The sequence below is a fragment of the Chryseobacterium sp. G0162 genome (genome assembly GCF_003815715.1).
GTDB lineage: Bacteria > Bacteroidota > Bacteroidia > Flavobacteriales > Weeksellaceae > Chryseobacterium.
Map to the genome: position 1 here is coordinate 2,655,870 of NZ_CP033922.1, position 16,843 is coordinate 2,672,712.

The window sequence follows — 16,843 nt, forward strand, 5'->3', positions numbered from 1 at the left end:
CTTGCATCTGACATCTTATATACAACCTTTAGGGTGGTTTTAGCGGTGGGGCTCACCTGTTCCCATTCCGAACACAGAAGTTAAGCCCACCAGCGCCGATGGTACTGCTAACGCGGGAGAGTAGGCCGCCGCCAGTTTTTATTTTATTTTTAAAAGTCTCATACAATTATGTATGAGACTTTTTTTTTGCTCTATACTCCACAGGAAAACAAGAATCGATAAGTAATGAGTAATAAGCAATGAATGATGAGTAATCAGGACTGTTCTCAATACCCATCATGATTATTTATCTAAGTTTTTACCTTTATTTATCCTGGATCTTTCCTTGTTATCATTACAACTCTAATTATACCCTCTATTGCCATCCTGTAAGGAGTTTTACCCATAACGTAAAAGAATTATAATACTTTTATTTTCAATAGTAAACATAGTAGTATAATAATTATGGATAATGCTCTTTTGGGTCTCTGCAGAATGACAAGGGGGAGAAAGGTTGCTAACAAACTGAAGTATCATACTAATACTCATCATTCATTATCTGACTTTCATCTATTATTTACAAATTGATGCCTTTTTCCCCCTAAAATTATTTGTAGTATATTTATTATTAAATAGAAGTAATTGTGGTAAAAATAAGGCTTATTTAAAGCCATGAAGGAAAGCTTGTAATGAATTACATTTAGATCTGAAAAAAGTCAAAGCAATTAATGATATAGATAATGAAAAGGAAGAAGGTTTTATTGCTCTTAAGAATAAAATTAGATTGAATCAACCAATTATTGACCTTGGCTTAGATAATCATAGAATCATCGTCTCCAATTTAATGTATAGAATTATATAGAAATAAAAAAAGACTTACAGAAATGTAAGTCTTTTTGCTCCTCCTGCTGGGCTCGAACCAGCGACCCTCTGATTAACAGTCAGATGCTCTAACCAACTGAGCTAAGGAGGAATGTCCTTTGTTTTAAGTGGTGCAAATATAATAGGAATATCCGTACCAAGCAAGTTTTTATAACTTAATATTTAGCAAAAATTGCTATTGTTTTATTTCTCAGTAAATTAAAATTGCATAAAATAAATATAATTTAAAAGACAAACACTAAAAATGGGTTTAAAGACTCTATCTTTTGAAACAAGATAAGATATTTCAGCTATAAAATGATCTATACAGGATCACTTTTAACAGATCTTGCAGTGCCAAGATCTTTTTTAAATATCCGAAATAATAGAATTTGAAGTGGCTTTATTCTTTGTCTGCTAATGGTATCCAAATCATTTGTTCTTATCTCTGAAATTGGACTATAATAGACTCAATTCGTCAATTTTCCTTATGATTGAGGGGGTAAGTTCTAATTTTTTCACCTCATTTATGGATAGGTAAAAACTTTGTAAATAAAAGGCAACAAAAAATGTTTCTGATGTAAGTTGTAATTTTTTCGTATTTTGTTATTTATAAGCTTAATCATTCCCGAATACCAAAATACTATTACTTCCATATAATTTCTTGCTTATCCTTTTCCTTTCTAATAATAAGTAGAATTTTATTTTTGTTCACAGAATATACTATTTTTGTTATATTTGGTTATAACACTAAACTTGTATTACTTATGAGATCTTCATTCAAGGAGAAATTTTATGAACTTATTCATGATGAATACAAACTCTATTATATAGCTCCTTTTGTTGATGAAATTTCAAATTTCTTAGATGAAAATAGGGATACTTACACTAATGTTTTAGACTTTGGATGTGGATTCGGAGACCTTTCTGATGTCTTTTATCAGGCGGGATTTGAGGTTACTGGAATAGATTCAGACATTGAAAGAATAACTGAAGCAAAAGCAAAATATTCAAATGTTAACTTTTTGAATTATAATTATACAGATGTCCTGCCTTTTGCCGATAATTCATTTGATGTAATTTTTTCAAGCAGTGTTGTACAGTATATAGATCATGATACTTTTTTTAGGGAGTGCCTCAGAGTTTTAAAGAAGGGAGGATGTGTCATTTTTCTTGAAAATCTAAAAAATAATCCTATTACAAGAGTTGGTAGAGCTTATCTGAAATTGAGAAAATTTGATTATCAATCATATCCATGGAATCATTTAACCTTAAAAGAAATTAAAGAAATGAAAAAGTTTTTTAGCTTAATCAGGGTTAAAACTTATCATGTCTTTGGTCCTTTACTTTATATATCAGGATTTAAAATTGTGAAGCCAATCTTAAAAAAGATTGATAAGATTCTGATGAATTTTAATTTTATAAAACATATTTCCTGGTTAGTTTTAATTATTGGTAAAAAATGATAACACAGAAGTATTCGAAAATCAATGTAAGAAATATTATCCCGTTCGCTTATAATGTAGTAAGAGCTAATAAAACGGAGGAATTTTTATCGTTTATAATTTGGGAGTTTTCTTGGCGGTTTTTTAAAAAAAATATAAAACTGCTTCAATTTAATAATGCCTTTCCAGATTTAATGATTGAGAGTGGATTAGATAGTCTTAAGAAAATCTCACATGTAAAGCTTCACGAAAGTTCAGTAGATTTAAGTCTAGTGTTTGCTAAAGGAAATATTGGAATTTTTGGCTCCGGAATAGAGGAACCTTCAAAACTATTCTTTCAAGACCATCATGGAATTACTACGGAATGTTTTGATTTTGGAACTAAGATCGAGGGTATTTTTATAGATAAAAGGGAAAATACTTTCATTTGTAGTGGTGGTATGGTATATAAATCGAATGATTTGGGATTGACATTTAAAAAGGTCCTGGATTTTTCTTCAGATGAGAGTAGATTCTTATTTGAAACAATAACAGAAACTGATAATCATATATTAATTGGAGAATATGGAAATGTTGAAAAAAAGGGTAAATGGACTTTTGTTGGTTATGTGTATGTATCAAATGATGAAGGAGAGACGTGGGAAAAAAATGACTTTTTAGAAAGACACATCAATAAACACATTCATATACTACAATGGGTTAATCAATTAAAATGTTTGATTCTTACGGAAGGCGATGATAAAAAAGGGATTTGGACAAACAAATCCGATAATTATTCATTACAAAGCAGGGATGAAAAGTCCGGATGGTTTAAACGGAATAGATTTCATATTCAAAAAGGGGGCTATACCAGCATCGCCGAAACCAAAGAAAATATAGTATTGGGTACCGATTACTATCATGGAACAAATTTTATGGTATCCACAACAGATCTTAAAACATTTGATTATGTAATGATTCCGGATCCGTATAGAAGATCTGTAATATTCAGAATGCTTTATTTGGAAAATGGGATTATTTGGGCAAGTCTATATAATCATTTAAGCCCCAATAGGAGCCTGCTTATGTATTCGGAAGATTGTGGTAGGTCTTGGTATAAATTTCTTGAATATGATGGCTCTCTAATAAAAATAAGTATAATCAGCAATGCTATCGGAAACCATTTTTATATTTTAGCAGAAGATCTGATCTATAATGAACAGAAAACGTATATCATTTCTCATTAGATACATGATTACAAATAAAAAAAGACTTACATTTCTGTAAGTCTTTTTTGCTCCTCCTGCTGGGCTCGAACCAGCGACCCTCTGATTAACAGTCAGATGCTCTAACCAACTGAGCTAAGGAGGAATGTCCTTTGTTTTAAGTGGTGCAAATATAGGACGAATATTTATACCCTGCAAATATTTTTAAGAAAAATTTTCAAAAAATTATAGTGTTCCTGTAATGGCTTTAATAATATCGCTTCCAAAGATCAGAGCCATTAATCCTAATAGGAAGATAACTCCCACCATCTGAGCATTTTCCAATACTTTTTGTGGAACCGGTTTTCCTACGATCATCTCATATAGTGTAAATATAACATGTCCACCATCAAGTCCCGGAATAGGAATAAGGTTAAGGAATGCCAACCATACTGAGAACATTGCTGTAAAGCCCCAGAATGCTGTCCAGTCAATAGAAACACCTCCTTGTGCATCTTTACTTACCGGCATATTCTTTACAATAGCAAGTGGACCACCTACTTTTTTATACCCTTGGATTTTTTTGTTGAAGATTAATTTAAACTGTTTAATCTGATATGTTAAACTCTCAATTGTAAGGGTAAATCCTCTTTTTATAGAACCAAAGAAACTATATTCATTATGAACCATAAATTTCTCAGCTTCTTTGAAAGAAAGAACACCAATGGTTCCCTCTTTAGATACTGGGATTTTAAGGTCTTCAAGCTGACTATTTCTTGACACCTGGAAGTCTACCACTTTTCCTGCATTAGGAACTACCAAAGGCTTTACTTCATCATAATAAGAAACAGGTTTCCCGTTGATGGCAACAATTTTATCACCTAGCTTTAATCCTGCATCAATTGTAGATTGGGTTACAATGGTATCAATAATAGGAGCCATTCTTGGAGTTAAGAATGATCTTGGTTCCGGATCATGAAATGCCATTACTTTTCCATCATCGCTGGTAGGAAAAGTAACCTCTTTTCCATTTCTGGAAACTGTGATTTCATCACTTAATAAAACGTCTAACGCCAGTTTTTTGAAGTCTTTCTGAACTTTTCCATCAACTTTCAAGATTTTATCTCCATCCTGGAAGCCCATTTTCTTGGCTGCTGCCGTATAGTGAAGGGGCGTATTGATTTTATCTGCGTCAAAAATTGTTTCTCCATTTTTTCCAACTAAAGCTGAGAATATGATCCAAGCTAGAAAGAAGTTTACTGTAACACCTCCTAACATGATAATTAGTCTCTGCCAGGCCGGTTTAGATCTGAATTCCCAAGATTCAGCCGGTTTTTTCATTTGGGCTGTATCCATACTTTCATCTACCATTCCGGCAATTTTTACATAACCACCGAAAGGAAGCCACCCGATACCATATTTGGTTTGCTCCGGATATTTTCTCCAATCGTCGTCAGAAAGTTTTGATATATCGATAGGAACTTCTTCCTTTTTCCCGTTTACCTCTATCACTTCAGTATCGGGTAGATTCTGAGAGAAGAATTTATACTTCCATTTTCCGTTGACTTTCTTCATAGAAAATATGGAGAAGTAAGGATCAAAAAACAGGAAGAATTTCTCTGCTCTGGTCTTGAACCATTTTGCCGGTAAGAAGTGCCCAAGCTCATGAAGAACTACAAGTATAGAGATACTCAGAATGAACTGGAAGAGTTTGATTGCTATTTCCATTAATAAATTTTAGATTTTAATTTGCAAAGGTAACAATTATCAAAACTATGCCAAATAAAAAAGCCTCTCTAAACGAGAAGCTTTGTCATATTTCAGGACTATTTGATTATAAATTGAATGAAACGCCAAGACTTCCGTTATTACCCACCTCTGCAAATACTCCAATTCTTTCTGTAAAGAAGTAGCGGGCACCAATATGAGCCCCTATTCCAAAATCTTTTCCAACAACTCCTACGTCAACACCCGGATATATATCCAACTTTGGCGGGAGGTTTAAGGCTTCTTGCAGGTGGAAGTTCAGTCTTCCGAAAACAAACACCCGATTGTCTTTATCGTTGTTCTTATAATTACTGAAGTAACCGTTAAGCCCGGCACCCACAGATATAAGCTTATTCAACCCATAATCATAAGTTCCCGTTATCCCGGTTCCGTATCCCCAGGCACTTAGACCCAGTTGAACCTTTTGATCTCCTTTTCCTGTCCATGCTTGAGCATTCGCCGTGATTCCAAAAAAGAACATCATCACCATAAAAACCAATTTCTTCATAAATTTTATATTTTTTTAATGATATTAATAAAAATTACCTGCATCAAAAATGAAACCGAAAGAGCCTGAATATTATAAAAATAGCAGACTTTAATAAATATTAAGAATTATAAGTCACTTTTCTTTATTAAACATAAAAGGTGTATTTTTATACATTATATATCGTCATAACTAAAAATAAAAAGATGAAGATTGTAGGACTGAACTTGGATATCATCTGGAAAAATAAAGCTGAAAATTTTACCATAATAGAGAACGAACTTCAAAATCTTGATGCAGATCTGTTTCTGCTTCCTGAAATGTTTTCAACAGGATTCTGTATGGATGCAGCTGAAGTTTCTGACAAAAATAAAGAGTCTCTGGAGTTTTTGAAAAAGATCTCAAAAGAAAAAAATGCAGCATTCTGCGGAAGCGCTGCAGTAGAAGAAGAGGGTAAATTTTATAACAGAATGTATTTTGTACAACCGAACGGTGAAATTACTTTTTATGATAAAAGACATTTGTTCTCTTTTTCAGGAGAAGATAAAGTATATACCTCAGGAAGAGACAGAGTCATTGTAGAGTATAAAGGAATACGATTTTTGCTTCAGGTCTGTTATGATCTTCGCTTCCCTGTGTTTGCAAGGAATAATGATGATTATGATGCTATTTTATACGTTGCGAACTGGCCTGAAAAAAGAGTAGGAGCTTGGGAGCATCTTTTAAAAGCAAGAGCCATTGAAAATCTTTCTTTTGTATTTGGCCTAAACAGAATAGGAACGGATGGAAATAATCTGTTCTATCAGGAAAGTTCTCATTGTTTCTTTGCTGATGGAAGAGAAATTTCGAATAAAAATGGAAATATAGTATCGGCAGAGCTGGATATGAACGAATTGAAAGATTTCAGAAATCATTTCCAGTTTTTAAATGATCGTGATCATTTTTCAATGGATTGATAAAAAATAAGGCTGAGTTAATTTAAACTCAGCCTTATTTTTAGTCTTAAATATATTGTTGCAGGAGGTTTGTTAATGTATTTACATCATGCACTCCACTTTCCTTCCATAGAAGTTCTCCATTTTTGAAGACAGCTAAAGTAGGAACTCCTCTTACTCCATATTGTGCTGCCAAAGCAGGGTATTGGTCCACATCAACTTTAATGATTCTGGCTCCTTCGCCTATATTTTCTTTTACAGTATTTAAAACCGAAGACTGAACCTTACAAGGTTGGCACCAGGTGGCAAAAAAGTCAATAAGTACCGGTCTTTCGGAATTGATGATTTCCTGAAATTTTTGTGACATAGTTTAAGTTTCTTTTTATTTATTTTTTATCAACTTCGTCCTGGATACCTTTTACATTTTTCCAGCTCGTTCCATCATAAGCTTCTACTCCGTTTTTCTTTAAAATTTCAATTGCCTGATCTGCTTGTACTCCTTTATTACAGAAAACAACTACTTTTTTACCCTTCAGAGTTTCTATATTGTTCTGAATTTCTGCCAATGGAATATTGATAGCATTCTTTGCCGTTCCAGCAGCATATTGCTCAGGAATTCTTACGTCTACCAATGTTACATTTGAACTGGTCACCACTTCCTTAATGTTAGTCTTGGGAGCTTCTGTGAAATGATTTGTTTTACAGCTACTTAACACTAAAATAGAAAATAAAGAAATTCCAAAAAAATTAACTTTCATGATGTTATGATGTTTTGGATTGACAGACAAAGTCTGTTGTCGGAAGTTTTTCTGTTTTTTTAATCCCGTTAAAACCACCTTCTATTTCAGTAAAGTTTCTGATTCCGTGTGAATTAAGAATGCTTGCGGCAATCATGCTTCTGTATCCTCCTGCACAGTGTAGGAAGAAATGTTCAGAATCATCAAGATTGCGTGTCCAGTCACTGATGGTATCCAAAGGTCTGTTATAAGCATTGTCAATATGTTCAGCAGAATATTCTGTTAGTTTTCTCACGTCAATTACTTTTGCATCTGCTGTAAACTGCTCTGCAAATTCAGTTGGAGAGATTCTTTTTACTTCATCAATTTCTTTACCTGCGTTTTTCCAGGCTTCAAAACCTCCTTCTAGATAACCTACCACATTGTCAAAACCTACACGGCTTAGTCTGATAATAACTTCTTCTTCAGTTCCTTCGTCAGTTATCAATAATAATGGATGCTTAACATCTACGATTAAAGTTCCTACCCAAGGGGCAAAATCTCCTTTTAATCCGATATTGATAGCATTCGGAACAAAACCTTTATGGAAATCTGCGGCTCCTCTGGTATCAAGAATTAAAGCTCCGGTTTCTTCTGCCATTGCTTCGAAATCTTCCGGAGAAACAGGGTTTAGTCCTTTATCCATTACTGTATCCAGGCTCTCATAGCCACCTTTGTTCATGGCTACATTCATTCCGAAATATTTTGGAGGTGCAGTCAGCCCATCAAGTACTTCTCTAATGAAAGAGGCCTTGTCTGGCTGATTAAGTGCATAATTCGTTCTTTTTTGGTTGCCTAAAATATCTACGGTCTCCTTCTGCATATTTTTTCCGCATGCTGAACCGGCTCCGTGAGCGGGATAAACAGTGATGCTGTCATCCAAAGGCATAATTTTGTTCTGGAGACTGTCATAAAGAATCCCTGCAAGATCTTCCTGAGTAAGGTTAGTAGCCTTCTGAGCAAGATCCGGTCTTCCTACATCTCCTAAGAACAGAGTATCTCCCGTGAAGATGGCGGTTTCTTTGCCATTTTCATCAATTAAAAGATAAGTGGTACTCTCCATCGTATGTCCAGGAGTGTGAAGTACCTTTATTTTTACTTTTCCAAGCTCAAAAATTTGATTGTCTTCTGCGATAATCGCTTCAAATTCAGGAGCAGCCGTAGGTCCGTATACAATTGGAGCTCCGGTTTTTTTGCTTAAATCTAAGTGTCCTGAAACAAAATCAGCATGGAAATGAGTTTCAAAAATATATTTTAAAGTGACATTGTCTTTTTCCAGACGATCCAGATAAGGTGTTACCTCTCTTAAAGGATCAATAATGACAGCTTCATTTTCTGATACAATATAATAGGCACCCTGAGCCAGACAGCCCGTATATATTTGTTCAATTTTCATTGGGGTATTTTTTTAATAGTTAAAGATACAAAGTATTAGATAAATTCTAAATCAAATGTTAAATTCAATTGATAGTTTCTTTCAATACTTGTTAAACGATTGTTTAAGTTCTTTTGTTTTTTTCAGCAAAAAGAATGCCTTACATAATGTTAAGATAGAAATGCTGTTTTTTATCATGTCTCTATTGAATGGCAATTCTTTATCAGGGTTGTTTTTTCAATCTCAGAAACCATGGTTTGAAATTTGCTTAAACAGGGAAAAGTTGTTCCCCTAGGTTACTAATGAAAGTTAGAGGGGAAATATCACAAAATATTTTACAAAAACCTTTATATTTATAAGTTAAAAAAGCAATCAAATGGCAGACAAAGCACAATTTATTGAAGAATTAAATGCTAGATACACTCCAAAGGGAGATCACATCATATTAGGGAAAGGAATGCTGGACGGAGAAGTCGTTCCGGAAGTGAATGTAACTATTCCTTTAAAAACAATCAACCGTCACGGTCTTATTGCAGGAGCAACGGGAACAGGAAAGACCAAAACATTACAGGTATTTGCAGAACAGCTTTCTCATCAGGGAATTCCATCATTGGTTTTGGATATCAAAGGTGACTTTTCCGGTATTGCAGAAGCCGGGCAGATGAATTCTATCATTGAAGAGAGGTATGCGAAAACTCAGCTTCCTTATACTCCACAGGGTTTTCCGGTAGAATTGATGAGTATTTCAGGAGGAAAAGGAATAAAATTGAGAGCTACTGTAACAGAATTCGGCCCTGTTTTATTAAGTAAAATTCTTGAACTTAATGATACCCAGCAAAGTATCATGTCTATTGTCTTTAAATATTGTGATGATAAAGGACTTCCTCTGATTGATCTTAAAGATTTAAAGAAAGTACTTCAGTATGTGACAGATAATGCACAAGGGAAAGCTGAGCTTGCCGCTAATTACGGATCGATAGCACCAGCTTCTTTGGGAGCTATTCTAAGATCTATTGTAGCTCTAGAGCAACAGGGTGCGGGAGATTTCTTTGGTGAATTAAGCTTTGATGTTCAGGACTTATTACAAACCAGAGATGGAAAAGGAGTTGTGAATATTTTAAGAGTATCAGATATTCAGAATAAGCCACAACTATTTTCTACCTTTATGCTTTCTCTTTTTGCAGAAATTTATATGACTTTTCCTGAAGAAGGAGATAGTGGTAAGCCAAAATTAGTGTTGTTCATAGATGAAGCACATTTACTTTTTGATGAAGCCTCAAAAACTCTTCTTTCACAGATTGAAACGATGGTAAAGCTTATCCGTTCAAAAGGAGTGGGTATTTATTTTATTACCCAGATTCCTGGTGATGTACCTGAGAGTGTTTTGTCTCAATTAGGGTTAAAAATACAACATGCTTTGAGAGGTTTTACAGCAAAAGATAAAAAGGAAATTTCCAAGGCTGTTGAGAATTATCCAACGACAGAATATTATAATGCCTCCAATCTTATTCAGAATTTAGGAATTGGGGAAGCATTTGTAACAGCTTTGGATGAAAAAGGAATTCCAACACCACTGGTTCATACCTATCTTATTTCTCCAGAATCAAGAATGGATGTTTTGAGTGAGGCGGAGATTACAGAATTAACGTCCGGCTCAGCCATGGTAGCCAAATATGAGCAAGCAATCGATAGAGAATCTGCTTATGAAATGCTAACCAACAGAATGGAGCAAGCAGCCCAAAATCCAACAACCAATCAGAGAACAAGACCGGTAAAAGAAGAACCGGGAATGTTTGAGCAGGTATTGCAAAGCCAGGCAGGAAGAACTTTTACCAATACATTAATGCGGGAAGGTGCAAAAGCTATTCTCGGAATGTTTGGTCTTGGAGGCAGAAAAAGATAATCCGAACCTAATATAGAGTAACCTGCTATATTTTGATATATTTTTTGTTATTTTAGCAGGTTATCTTTACTGATAGGAAAATGATATCGGGGTAAAGAATTGAAATTTTAAATAATAAACACAGCAGTTAACGGGAAAATCAATGTATTCAATTATAGACATAGAAAGTAATGGTGCAGGTTATAGAAATGAATGCATTATAGATATCGCCATCTACAGATATGATGGACAGAAAATTACAGATCAGTTTATATCCCTTGTCAATCCGGAAGGAGATATTACTCCTTTTGTTCAGAAGCTTACCAGTATCACTCCTAAGATGGTGAAAACGGCCCCGAAGTTCCATGAAATAGCTAAAAGAGTGATTGAAATTACCCAAAATACAACCCTGGTAGGACATAATATTGATTTCGATTACAGAATGCTTCGCCAATCGTTTAAAAGATTGGGTTATGATTTTAAAATCAATACTTTAGATACTATTCCTTTAGCTAAAAAACTGATTCCTGATGAAGTAAGCTATTCATTAGGTAAATTGGTAAAATCATTAGGGATTCCTTTGACTAATCATCACAGAGCAGACGGAGATGCCAGAGCTACGCTGGAACTGTTTAAACTTTTAATATCCAAAGATACCGAAAACGAGATAATCCAAAAACAGCACGAAGAAACCAATGCCAAAACCTATATCAATAAGATTAAGCAATTGACACAGGATCTTCCCAACGAAAAAGGGTTCGTTTATTTTCAGGATGAAGCAGGAAAAATTATTTTTTCCGATTATGTGCAGGATATCAATAAATTTTCAAAAAAAGTATTCAATTCCAAATCCAAGAAATGGGAACAGGTTCAAAAGGACGTTGAACAGATTAATTTTGAACTTACCGGAACGGATATTATCGCGAAATTAATCCTAAACTCTAAAAAGGTTAAGAAAAAAGAGGTTCTGCCATTCGGACTTTATTTCAGAAACAACAAATATGTTGTTGAAAAAAATACTCTCAATAAAACAGAAAAGGCAATCTTGAAATTCAGATCATTTACTCAAGGTGCAAAAGCCGTTCAGTTTATTGGTGCTCAGGAAGAATACAATGATGTAAATGTGTTAAAACAGAAGATAGAATTCAGAAAAAGGAATGAGCTTTGGCTGGGCACCGGAAGAAAATTAGGCGAGAAATTATTTTTAATTATTGAAAACGGAAAAGTAATATCCTTTGGTTTTTATGAGCTGTTTACACAGATACAAACGCTCAGTAAACTTGCCAAATTAAAAATTGATCTTCAGCTGTCTTCAACGGATTTGAATAATGAACTACAGTTGGCTCTTCTGCGCGGTGATTTTGAGACTTTACCGCTGCCTAAATAATACAGAAATTTAGGCCTTAAATTTTGATTAGAAAGAAGATACTTTTAAATCAATTTTCTCAGAATAAAAAATAAATAGTATTTTTGCAAAAAATAAATAGAAGCAATGCAAATTCTTAAACAAATAAAAACTGGAAAAAAGGGAGCTATTAAGTTCTCTAAGGTTTGGAATATTTAAAAGACTTGTCTTGCATAAAAAATAATCAATGTGGCAGGCTCTTTTTCAAAGAATCTGCCTTTTTTTATGTTAAAATGAAATTATGAATTCACAAGAATTATTAAAGATCGCCAATGAGTTTGGCACCCCGGTGTATGTGTATGATGCAGAATCCATCAAAGTTCAATACGAAAAACTTACATCTTCTTTTTTAAAACATACTAAGTTCTTCTATGCAGCGAAGGCGTTGACCAATATCAATATCCTTAAGTATGTCAAGAAGCTGGGTGCATCTTTAGATTGCGTATCTATTAACGAAGTCAAATTAGGATTAAAGGCAGGATTTCCAAAAGAAAAAATATTGTTTACTCCCAATTGTGTTGACTTAGCTGAAATAGAGGAAGCAATGTCTTTCGGAGTTCATATTAATATTGATAACATTTCTATTCTTGAGCAATTCGGGAATAAATACGGAAATTCTTACCCTATTTTTGTTAGAATCAACCCGCATATCTTTGCCGGAGGGAACTATAAAATCTCAACAGGGCATATCGACAGTAAGTTCGGAATCTCCATTCATCAGCTTCGTCACATTGAAAGAGTGATGAAAAGTACCAACCTTAATGTTGAAGGTCTTCACATGCACACAGGAAGTGAGATTAAAGATCCTGAGGTATTCCTGCAGGCGCTGGATATCATGCTTGAACTTTCTGAACATTTCCCTAACCTGAAATATCTGGACATGGGAAGTGGTTTCAAAATCCCTTACCAGGACAGCGAAGAAGAAACTGACGTTAAAACATTAGGCAGAAAAGTAGAAAAAGTTTTAGGAGAGTTTTCAAAAACAACAGGTAGAAAATTCGAGCTTTGGTTTGAACCAGGGAAATTCTTAGTAGGAAAAAGTGGTTACCTTTTAGTGAAAGCGAATGTAATCAAACAAACTACTGCTACTGTTTTCGTAGGAGTGAACTCAGGGTTTAATCACCTGATCCGCCCTATGTTTTATGATTCTTACCACGCTATTGAAAACTTATCTAATCCAAAAGGAGCGGAAAGAATTTATACCGTAGTAGGGAACATCTGTGAAACGGATACCTTTGCATGGGACAGAAAACTACACGAAGTAAGAGAAGGTGATATCCTTGCGTTCCACAACGCCGGTGCGTATGGTTTTGAGATGAGTTCAAATTTCAATTCAAGATTAAAGCCTGCTGAAGTTCTGTTCCTTGATGGAAAAGCTCATCTGATCCGTAAAAGAGACGAATTTGAAGACTTATTGAGAAACCAGATTGAAGTGGTTATCTAATCAATAGAAAATAATATACGAACGGCTGTCCTTTAGGATGGCCGTTTTGTTTTATGCTGGATTGGCAAAGTTTAACCAATGTGGTAAAAAAATGAACCCTAAGTCTGGTAGAACGTCAGCAAAGGACTTATTTAGGATAGCTGAGTGAAACGCCTTTTCGGACTAAAAGTTATTATACAATCTAAAACCTTAGCGGGCGCTGCGTTAAAATAAAAACAACTGAATTAGAGTTTGATGAAAAATTTACCATTTTTTTAATAGTTAAACGTCTCGAAAACTCCAATTAATTGGCTAAATTTGATAGGATTAGGGTACTTTTATCCTAGTTATTATATTAAAAAGAACTACCAAATCTATTATTTATGGCTAAAAATATAGCAGAGCAAATTGTAGAAATGCTCGAAAACGCTAATGTGAAAAGAATTTATGCAGTGACAGGTGACAGCCTCAATCACCTAAATGTTGCGGTGAAGAAAAGCAGCATCCAGTGGATTCATGTACGACATGAAGAAGTAGGAGCTTATGCTGCTGCTGCCGAAGCTGAACTTGATGGTCTTGCAGTGTGTGCAGGAAGCTGCGGTCCTGGACACGTTCACCTGATTAATGGAGTATATGAGGCACACAGATCGCATGTTCCGATGCTGGTGATTGCATCTACAATTCCCAGTGATGAAATGGGAATGGATTACTTTCAGGAGACAAACACAATAAAATTATTTGACGATTGCAGTTATTATAATCAAATGATTACCCGTCCTGAGCAGGTACAACGAACAGTTCAAACGGCTATCCAACATGCGATTTCTAAAAAAGGAGTAGCGGTCATCGGCCTTCCGGGTGATGTTTCAGAACTGGATGCACAGGAAACAACGACTTCTACTCAAATCTTTAAAACCAATCCTGTAATAAGACCATCAGATGATGAGTTGAAAAATCTGGCAACGCTGATTAATGAAAATAAAAAGATAACCCTTTACTGCGGGATTGGAGCTGCTGAAGCGAGTGCTGAGGTTATCAAATTATCTCACTTACTAAAGGCTCCTGTAGGATATTCATTCCGGGGAAAGATGGCGATTCAGCCTAATAATTCTAATGAGATTGGTCTTACAGGTTTGTTAGGATTTCCTTCCGCTTATCATGCCATGCACGAAGCAGATGTTGTAATTCTTCTGGGAACTGACTTTCCTTACCAAAAGTTTATGCCGGTAAAAAATAAAATAGTTCAGATCGATGAAAGTCCGGAAAGGCTGGGAAGAAGGGCAAAGCTTGAATTAGGTCTTACTGGAGATGTAAAACAATCGATTATGGCATTGCTTCCCATGCTGAATGAGAAAACAGATGTTGACTTTCTCAATGAGCAATTGGCATTTTACGATAAAGTAAAGGAAAATCAGCTGGAATATGTAAAGGATTACGGGAAAGAAAATGCTATTCAGCCGGAGTATGTTGCCCATACGTTGGACCGTTTGGCTAAAAAAGATGCAATTTTCACTGTAGATACAGGAATGTGCTGTGTTTGGGGGGCAAGATTTATTACAGGAACCGGAGAACGAAAAATGTTGGGATCTTTTAACCACGGATCAATGGCCAATGCAATGCCAATGGCTATTGGAGCGTCTCTTGCCCATCCGGATAAGCAGGTTATTGCCATGTGTGGGGATGGTGGTTTATCTATGCTGTTGGGAGATATGGCAACCATTTTCCAATATAAGCTTCCCGTAAAATTGATTGTTTTTAATAACAGGACGTTGGGAATGGTAAAATTAGAAATGGAAGTGGGTGGAATGCCGGATAACGAAACCGATATGATTAATCCTGATTTTGCATTAGTTGCCCAGGCTATGGGATATCCTGGAAAAAATGTTCATCAACCCGAAGAGGTAGAAAGTGCGATTAAAGAATGTCTGGATTATAACGGACCTTATCTCCTTAATATTTTTACCAACCCTAATGCGCTGGCTCTTCCTCCTAAGATTGAAATGGATCAGGTTCTCGGGATGACCAAATCTATGGCTCAGCTGATGCTGGGGGGAAAAATGGATGAAGTACTCGAAACGGTAAAAAGTAATTATAAGCATATTAAAGGCTTGTTATAGAGGCAGTTTTAGATATCTTTATAAAGATGAAGTGAAAAAAATTGAAAACTTCATACATTGTGTGAAGTTTTCTTTTTGGTAAGACTCTTAAATATTTACCTTTGTTTATTAATTTAATGAAAAGATCAAGCTATGAAAACGATACTTTTATTTTTTGCCTTATGTTTTGCAAACTTTGCTTTTGCACAAGAGCTTGAAGATAGAGATGATTCCTTTATTGTAGAAAATAATAAAAACCTTTTTAAAATAGACATTAAGGAACCTTTTTTACAGGTTGCAGCAAAATGTACTGATTTTAAACCGGCAGCATTTGAAGGTGGAGCTTCGGCATATAGAGATATTTTGAGCAAATACATGTATACATACCTGAATGCAGATTTCTATACGCTGAGTGGAGACTTTACATTTACTCTGATAATCAATGAAACGGGAAAAGTAATAGATGCTGTAGGAGCTCCAAAAGTTTTACACAGTGAAGCTTTCTTTGATGATATGCAATATGTCGTAAGAAGGATCAAAAAAACCTGGAAGCCAGCTACCTGTAATGGACAACCGGTAAAATCTGAGATGAAAGTGAAAATGAACTTCTCATCCTTATCAGTAGATATGTAATCCAAAGGCATGAATGAAAAACTACTAACCATTTTCTTATTTACTTTTTCTTTTTTTATTGCGTCGACCTGAATATTGGGGTTGACTGGAAATTGATTGTACTGAAGAACCAATAATAACCATGAAAAAATACATTTTAATCCTGTTCCTGTTCTTTGGATTTATAGGATATTCACAAGGATCAAAAAATCCGGCAGAAACCGTTATGAATTCTCAAAATGCAGCGTTTCCAGGTGGTGATGACGCTTTTACCAAAGAATTCTTACAAATGATCCATTCCTATATTGATTTGAAAAAATATGCAGTAAACGGAATGTTTGTTTTTGTCTTTGATGTGAATACAAGTGGGAAAGTCGAAAATCTTGATGTCTTACCTAAAGTGAAAAATAGCGAGATGTTTATAGATGACATGCAGTTTGCTATTAAAAAAGTAAAAAAGAAATGGAAACCTGCAATGAAAGATGGTCAGCCGGTCGTTTCTAAAAAAATCATTAAAATTAATTTTACATCAGATCATTTTGATCACGGAGATTAATACTCATTTTAAGTAGAGGAAAATCACTCTTTTCATGAGTTTAACATATCATAATAATCC

At 34.8% G+C, this 16,843-nt stretch carries 14 protein-coding genes, 2 tRNA genes and 1 rRNA gene; 10 read left to right on the forward strand and 7 right to left on the reverse strand.

Features of this window, described 5'->3' with window-relative positions; translation table 11 throughout:
* Positions 1 to 29 precede the first annotated feature (29 nt).
* A 5S ribosomal RNA gene (rrf, locus tag EG344_RS12160) occupies positions 30 to 137 on the forward strand.
* A gap of 741 nt (positions 138 to 878) precedes the next feature.
* Here the strand turns inward: rrf and EG344_RS12165 are convergent.
* Positions 879 to 952: transfer RNA gene (locus tag EG344_RS12165), tRNA-Asn, on the reverse strand.
* A gap of 655 nt (positions 953 to 1,607) precedes the next feature.
* On the opposite strand from EG344_RS12165, the gene EG344_RS12170 reads away from it, so the two are divergent.
* Both EG344_RS12170 and EG344_RS12175 read left to right on the forward strand, forming a co-directional pair.
* Positions 1,608 to 2,306, forward strand: coding sequence for a class I SAM-dependent methyltransferase (locus EG344_RS12170; RefSeq protein WP_123909656.1), 699 nt, complete (start codon positions 1,608 to 1,610; stop codon positions 2,304 to 2,306).
* Complete coding sequence (locus tag EG344_RS12175; RefSeq protein ID WP_123909657.1) at positions 2,303 to 3,511, forward strand: hypothetical protein; 1,209 nt, start codon at positions 2,303 to 2,305, stop codon at positions 3,509 to 3,511. Before EG344_RS12170 ends, EG344_RS12175 begins: the two co-directional genes overlap by 4 nt.
* A gap of 50 nt (positions 3,512 to 3,561) precedes the next feature.
* Here the strand turns inward: EG344_RS12175 and EG344_RS12180 are convergent.
* The 3 genes from EG344_RS12180 to EG344_RS12190 all read right to left on the reverse strand — a co-directional run bounded on the left by EG344_RS12180 (position 3,562) and on the right by EG344_RS12190 (position 5,744).
* A tRNA-Asn gene (locus tag EG344_RS12180) sits at positions 3,562 to 3,635 on the reverse strand.
* Positions 3,636 to 3,715: 80 nt separating this feature from the next.
* Positions 3,716 to 5,197: an RIP metalloprotease RseP gene (rseP, locus tag EG344_RS12185; protein ID WP_123909658.1), complete on the reverse strand. Its 1,482-nt coding sequence runs from the start codon at positions 5,195 to 5,197 to the stop codon at positions 3,716 to 3,718.
* A gap of 106 nt (positions 5,198 to 5,303) precedes the next feature.
* Positions 5,304 to 5,744 (reverse strand): DUF6646 family protein, encoded by a 441-nt coding sequence (locus EG344_RS12190; protein WP_089738896.1) that lies wholly within the window; start codon positions 5,742 to 5,744, stop codon positions 5,304 to 5,306.
* A 185-nt stretch (positions 5,745 to 5,929) separates the two neighbouring features.
* Between EG344_RS12190 and EG344_RS12195 the strand changes: the two genes are divergently transcribed.
* A complete protein-coding gene (locus EG344_RS12195) occupies positions 5,930 to 6,679 on the forward strand; it encodes a nitrilase-related carbon-nitrogen hydrolase (protein ID WP_123909659.1) in 750 nt (249 codons plus the stop codon).
* A 46-nt stretch (positions 6,680 to 6,725) separates the two neighbouring features.
* On the opposite strand, the gene EG344_RS12200 is transcribed toward EG344_RS12195, so the two are convergent.
* From EG344_RS12200 to EG344_RS12210, 3 genes are read right to left on the reverse strand one after another with little or no spacing between them, the layout of a single operon-like run.
* Positions 6,726 to 7,025, reverse strand: coding sequence for a thioredoxin family protein (locus EG344_RS12200; protein ID WP_065396340.1), 300 nt, complete (start codon positions 7,023 to 7,025; stop codon positions 6,726 to 6,728).
* 19 nt (positions 7,026 to 7,044) lie between these two features.
* On the reverse strand, positions 7,045 to 7,416 hold the full coding sequence (locus EG344_RS12205; protein ID WP_123909660.1) for a rhodanese-like domain-containing protein: 372 nt from the start codon (positions 7,414 to 7,416) through the stop codon (positions 7,045 to 7,047).
* A gap of 4 nt (positions 7,417 to 7,420) precedes the next feature.
* Entirely contained in the window at positions 7,421 to 8,830 is a 1,410-nt protein-coding gene (locus EG344_RS12210; RefSeq protein WP_123909661.1) for an MBL fold metallo-hydrolase, read from the reverse strand.
* 355 nt (positions 8,831 to 9,185) lie between these two features.
* On the opposite strand from EG344_RS12210, the gene EG344_RS12215 reads away from it, so the two are divergent.
* From EG344_RS12215 to EG344_RS12240, 6 genes are all read left to right on the forward strand, one after another.
* Positions 9,186 to 10,712 (forward strand): helicase HerA-like domain-containing protein, encoded by a 1,527-nt coding sequence (locus EG344_RS12215; protein ID WP_123909662.1) that lies wholly within the window; start codon positions 9,186 to 9,188, stop codon positions 10,710 to 10,712.
* Between the two features lie 142 nt (positions 10,713 to 10,854).
* On the forward strand, positions 10,855 to 12,078 hold the full coding sequence (locus tag EG344_RS12220) for a PolC-type DNA polymerase III (protein ID WP_123909663.1): 1,224 nt from the start codon (positions 10,855 to 10,857) through the stop codon (positions 12,076 to 12,078).
* A gap of 259 nt (positions 12,079 to 12,337) precedes the next feature.
* Positions 12,338 to 13,540: a diaminopimelate decarboxylase gene (gene lysA / locus EG344_RS12225; protein WP_185145557.1), complete on the forward strand. Its 1,203-nt coding sequence runs from the start codon at positions 12,338 to 12,340 to the stop codon at positions 13,538 to 13,540.
* Positions 13,541 to 13,902: 362 nt separating this feature from the next.
* Entirely contained in the window at positions 13,903 to 15,636 is a 1,734-nt protein-coding gene (locus tag EG344_RS12230; protein ID WP_123909664.1) for a thiamine pyrophosphate-dependent enzyme, read from the forward strand.
* 132 nt (positions 15,637 to 15,768) lie between these two features.
* A complete protein-coding gene (locus EG344_RS12235) occupies positions 15,769 to 16,248 on the forward strand; it encodes an energy transducer TonB (RefSeq protein ID WP_123909665.1) in 480 nt (159 codons plus the stop codon).
* A gap of 121 nt (positions 16,249 to 16,369) precedes the next feature.
* The gene (locus EG344_RS12240) at positions 16,370 to 16,783 is read left to right on the forward strand and encodes an energy transducer TonB (RefSeq protein ID WP_123909666.1); all 414 of its coding nucleotides are present in this window, start codon (positions 16,370 to 16,372) and stop codon (positions 16,781 to 16,783) included.
* Positions 16,784 to 16,843: the final 60 nt, after the last annotated feature.

Coding starts and splice junctions, on each gene's coding strand:
- EG344_RS12170 (WP_123909656.1), top strand. CDS start 1,608: ATGAGATCTTCATTCAAGGAGAAATTTTATGAACTTATTCATGATGAA.
- EG344_RS12175 (WP_123909657.1), top strand. CDS start 2,303: ATGATAACACAGAAGTATTCGAAAATCAATGTAAGAAATATTATCCCG.
- rseP (WP_123909658.1), bottom strand. CDS start 5,197: ATGGAAATAGCAATCAAACTCTTCCAGTTCATTCTGAGTATCTCTATA.
- EG344_RS12190 (WP_089738896.1), bottom strand. CDS start 5,744: ATGAAGAAATTGGTTTTTATGGTGATGATGTTCTTTTTTGGAATCACG.
- EG344_RS12195 (WP_123909659.1), top strand. CDS start 5,930: ATGAAGATTGTAGGACTGAACTTGGATATCATCTGGAAAAATAAAGCT.
- EG344_RS12200 (WP_065396340.1), bottom strand. CDS start 7,025: ATGTCACAAAAATTTCAGGAAATCATCAATTCCGAAAGACCGGTACTT.
- EG344_RS12205 (WP_123909660.1), bottom strand. CDS start 7,416: ATGAAAGTTAATTTTTTTGGAATTTCTTTATTTTCTATTTTAGTGTTA.
- EG344_RS12210 (WP_123909661.1), bottom strand. CDS start 8,830: ATGAAAATTGAACAAATATATACGGGCTGTCTGGCTCAGGGTGCCTAT.
- EG344_RS12215 (WP_123909662.1), top strand. CDS start 9,186: ATGGCAGACAAAGCACAATTTATTGAAGAATTAAATGCTAGATACACT.
- EG344_RS12220 (WP_123909663.1), top strand. CDS start 10,855: ATGTATTCAATTATAGACATAGAAAGTAATGGTGCAGGTTATAGAAAT.
- lysA (WP_185145557.1), top strand. CDS start 12,338: ATGAATTCACAAGAATTATTAAAGATCGCCAATGAGTTTGGCACCCCG.
- EG344_RS12230 (WP_123909664.1), top strand. CDS start 13,903: ATGGCTAAAAATATAGCAGAGCAAATTGTAGAAATGCTCGAAAACGCT.
- EG344_RS12235 (WP_123909665.1), top strand. CDS start 15,769: ATGAAAACGATACTTTTATTTTTTGCCTTATGTTTTGCAAACTTTGCT.
- EG344_RS12240 (WP_123909666.1), top strand. CDS start 16,370: ATGAAAAAATACATTTTAATCCTGTTCCTGTTCTTTGGATTTATAGGA.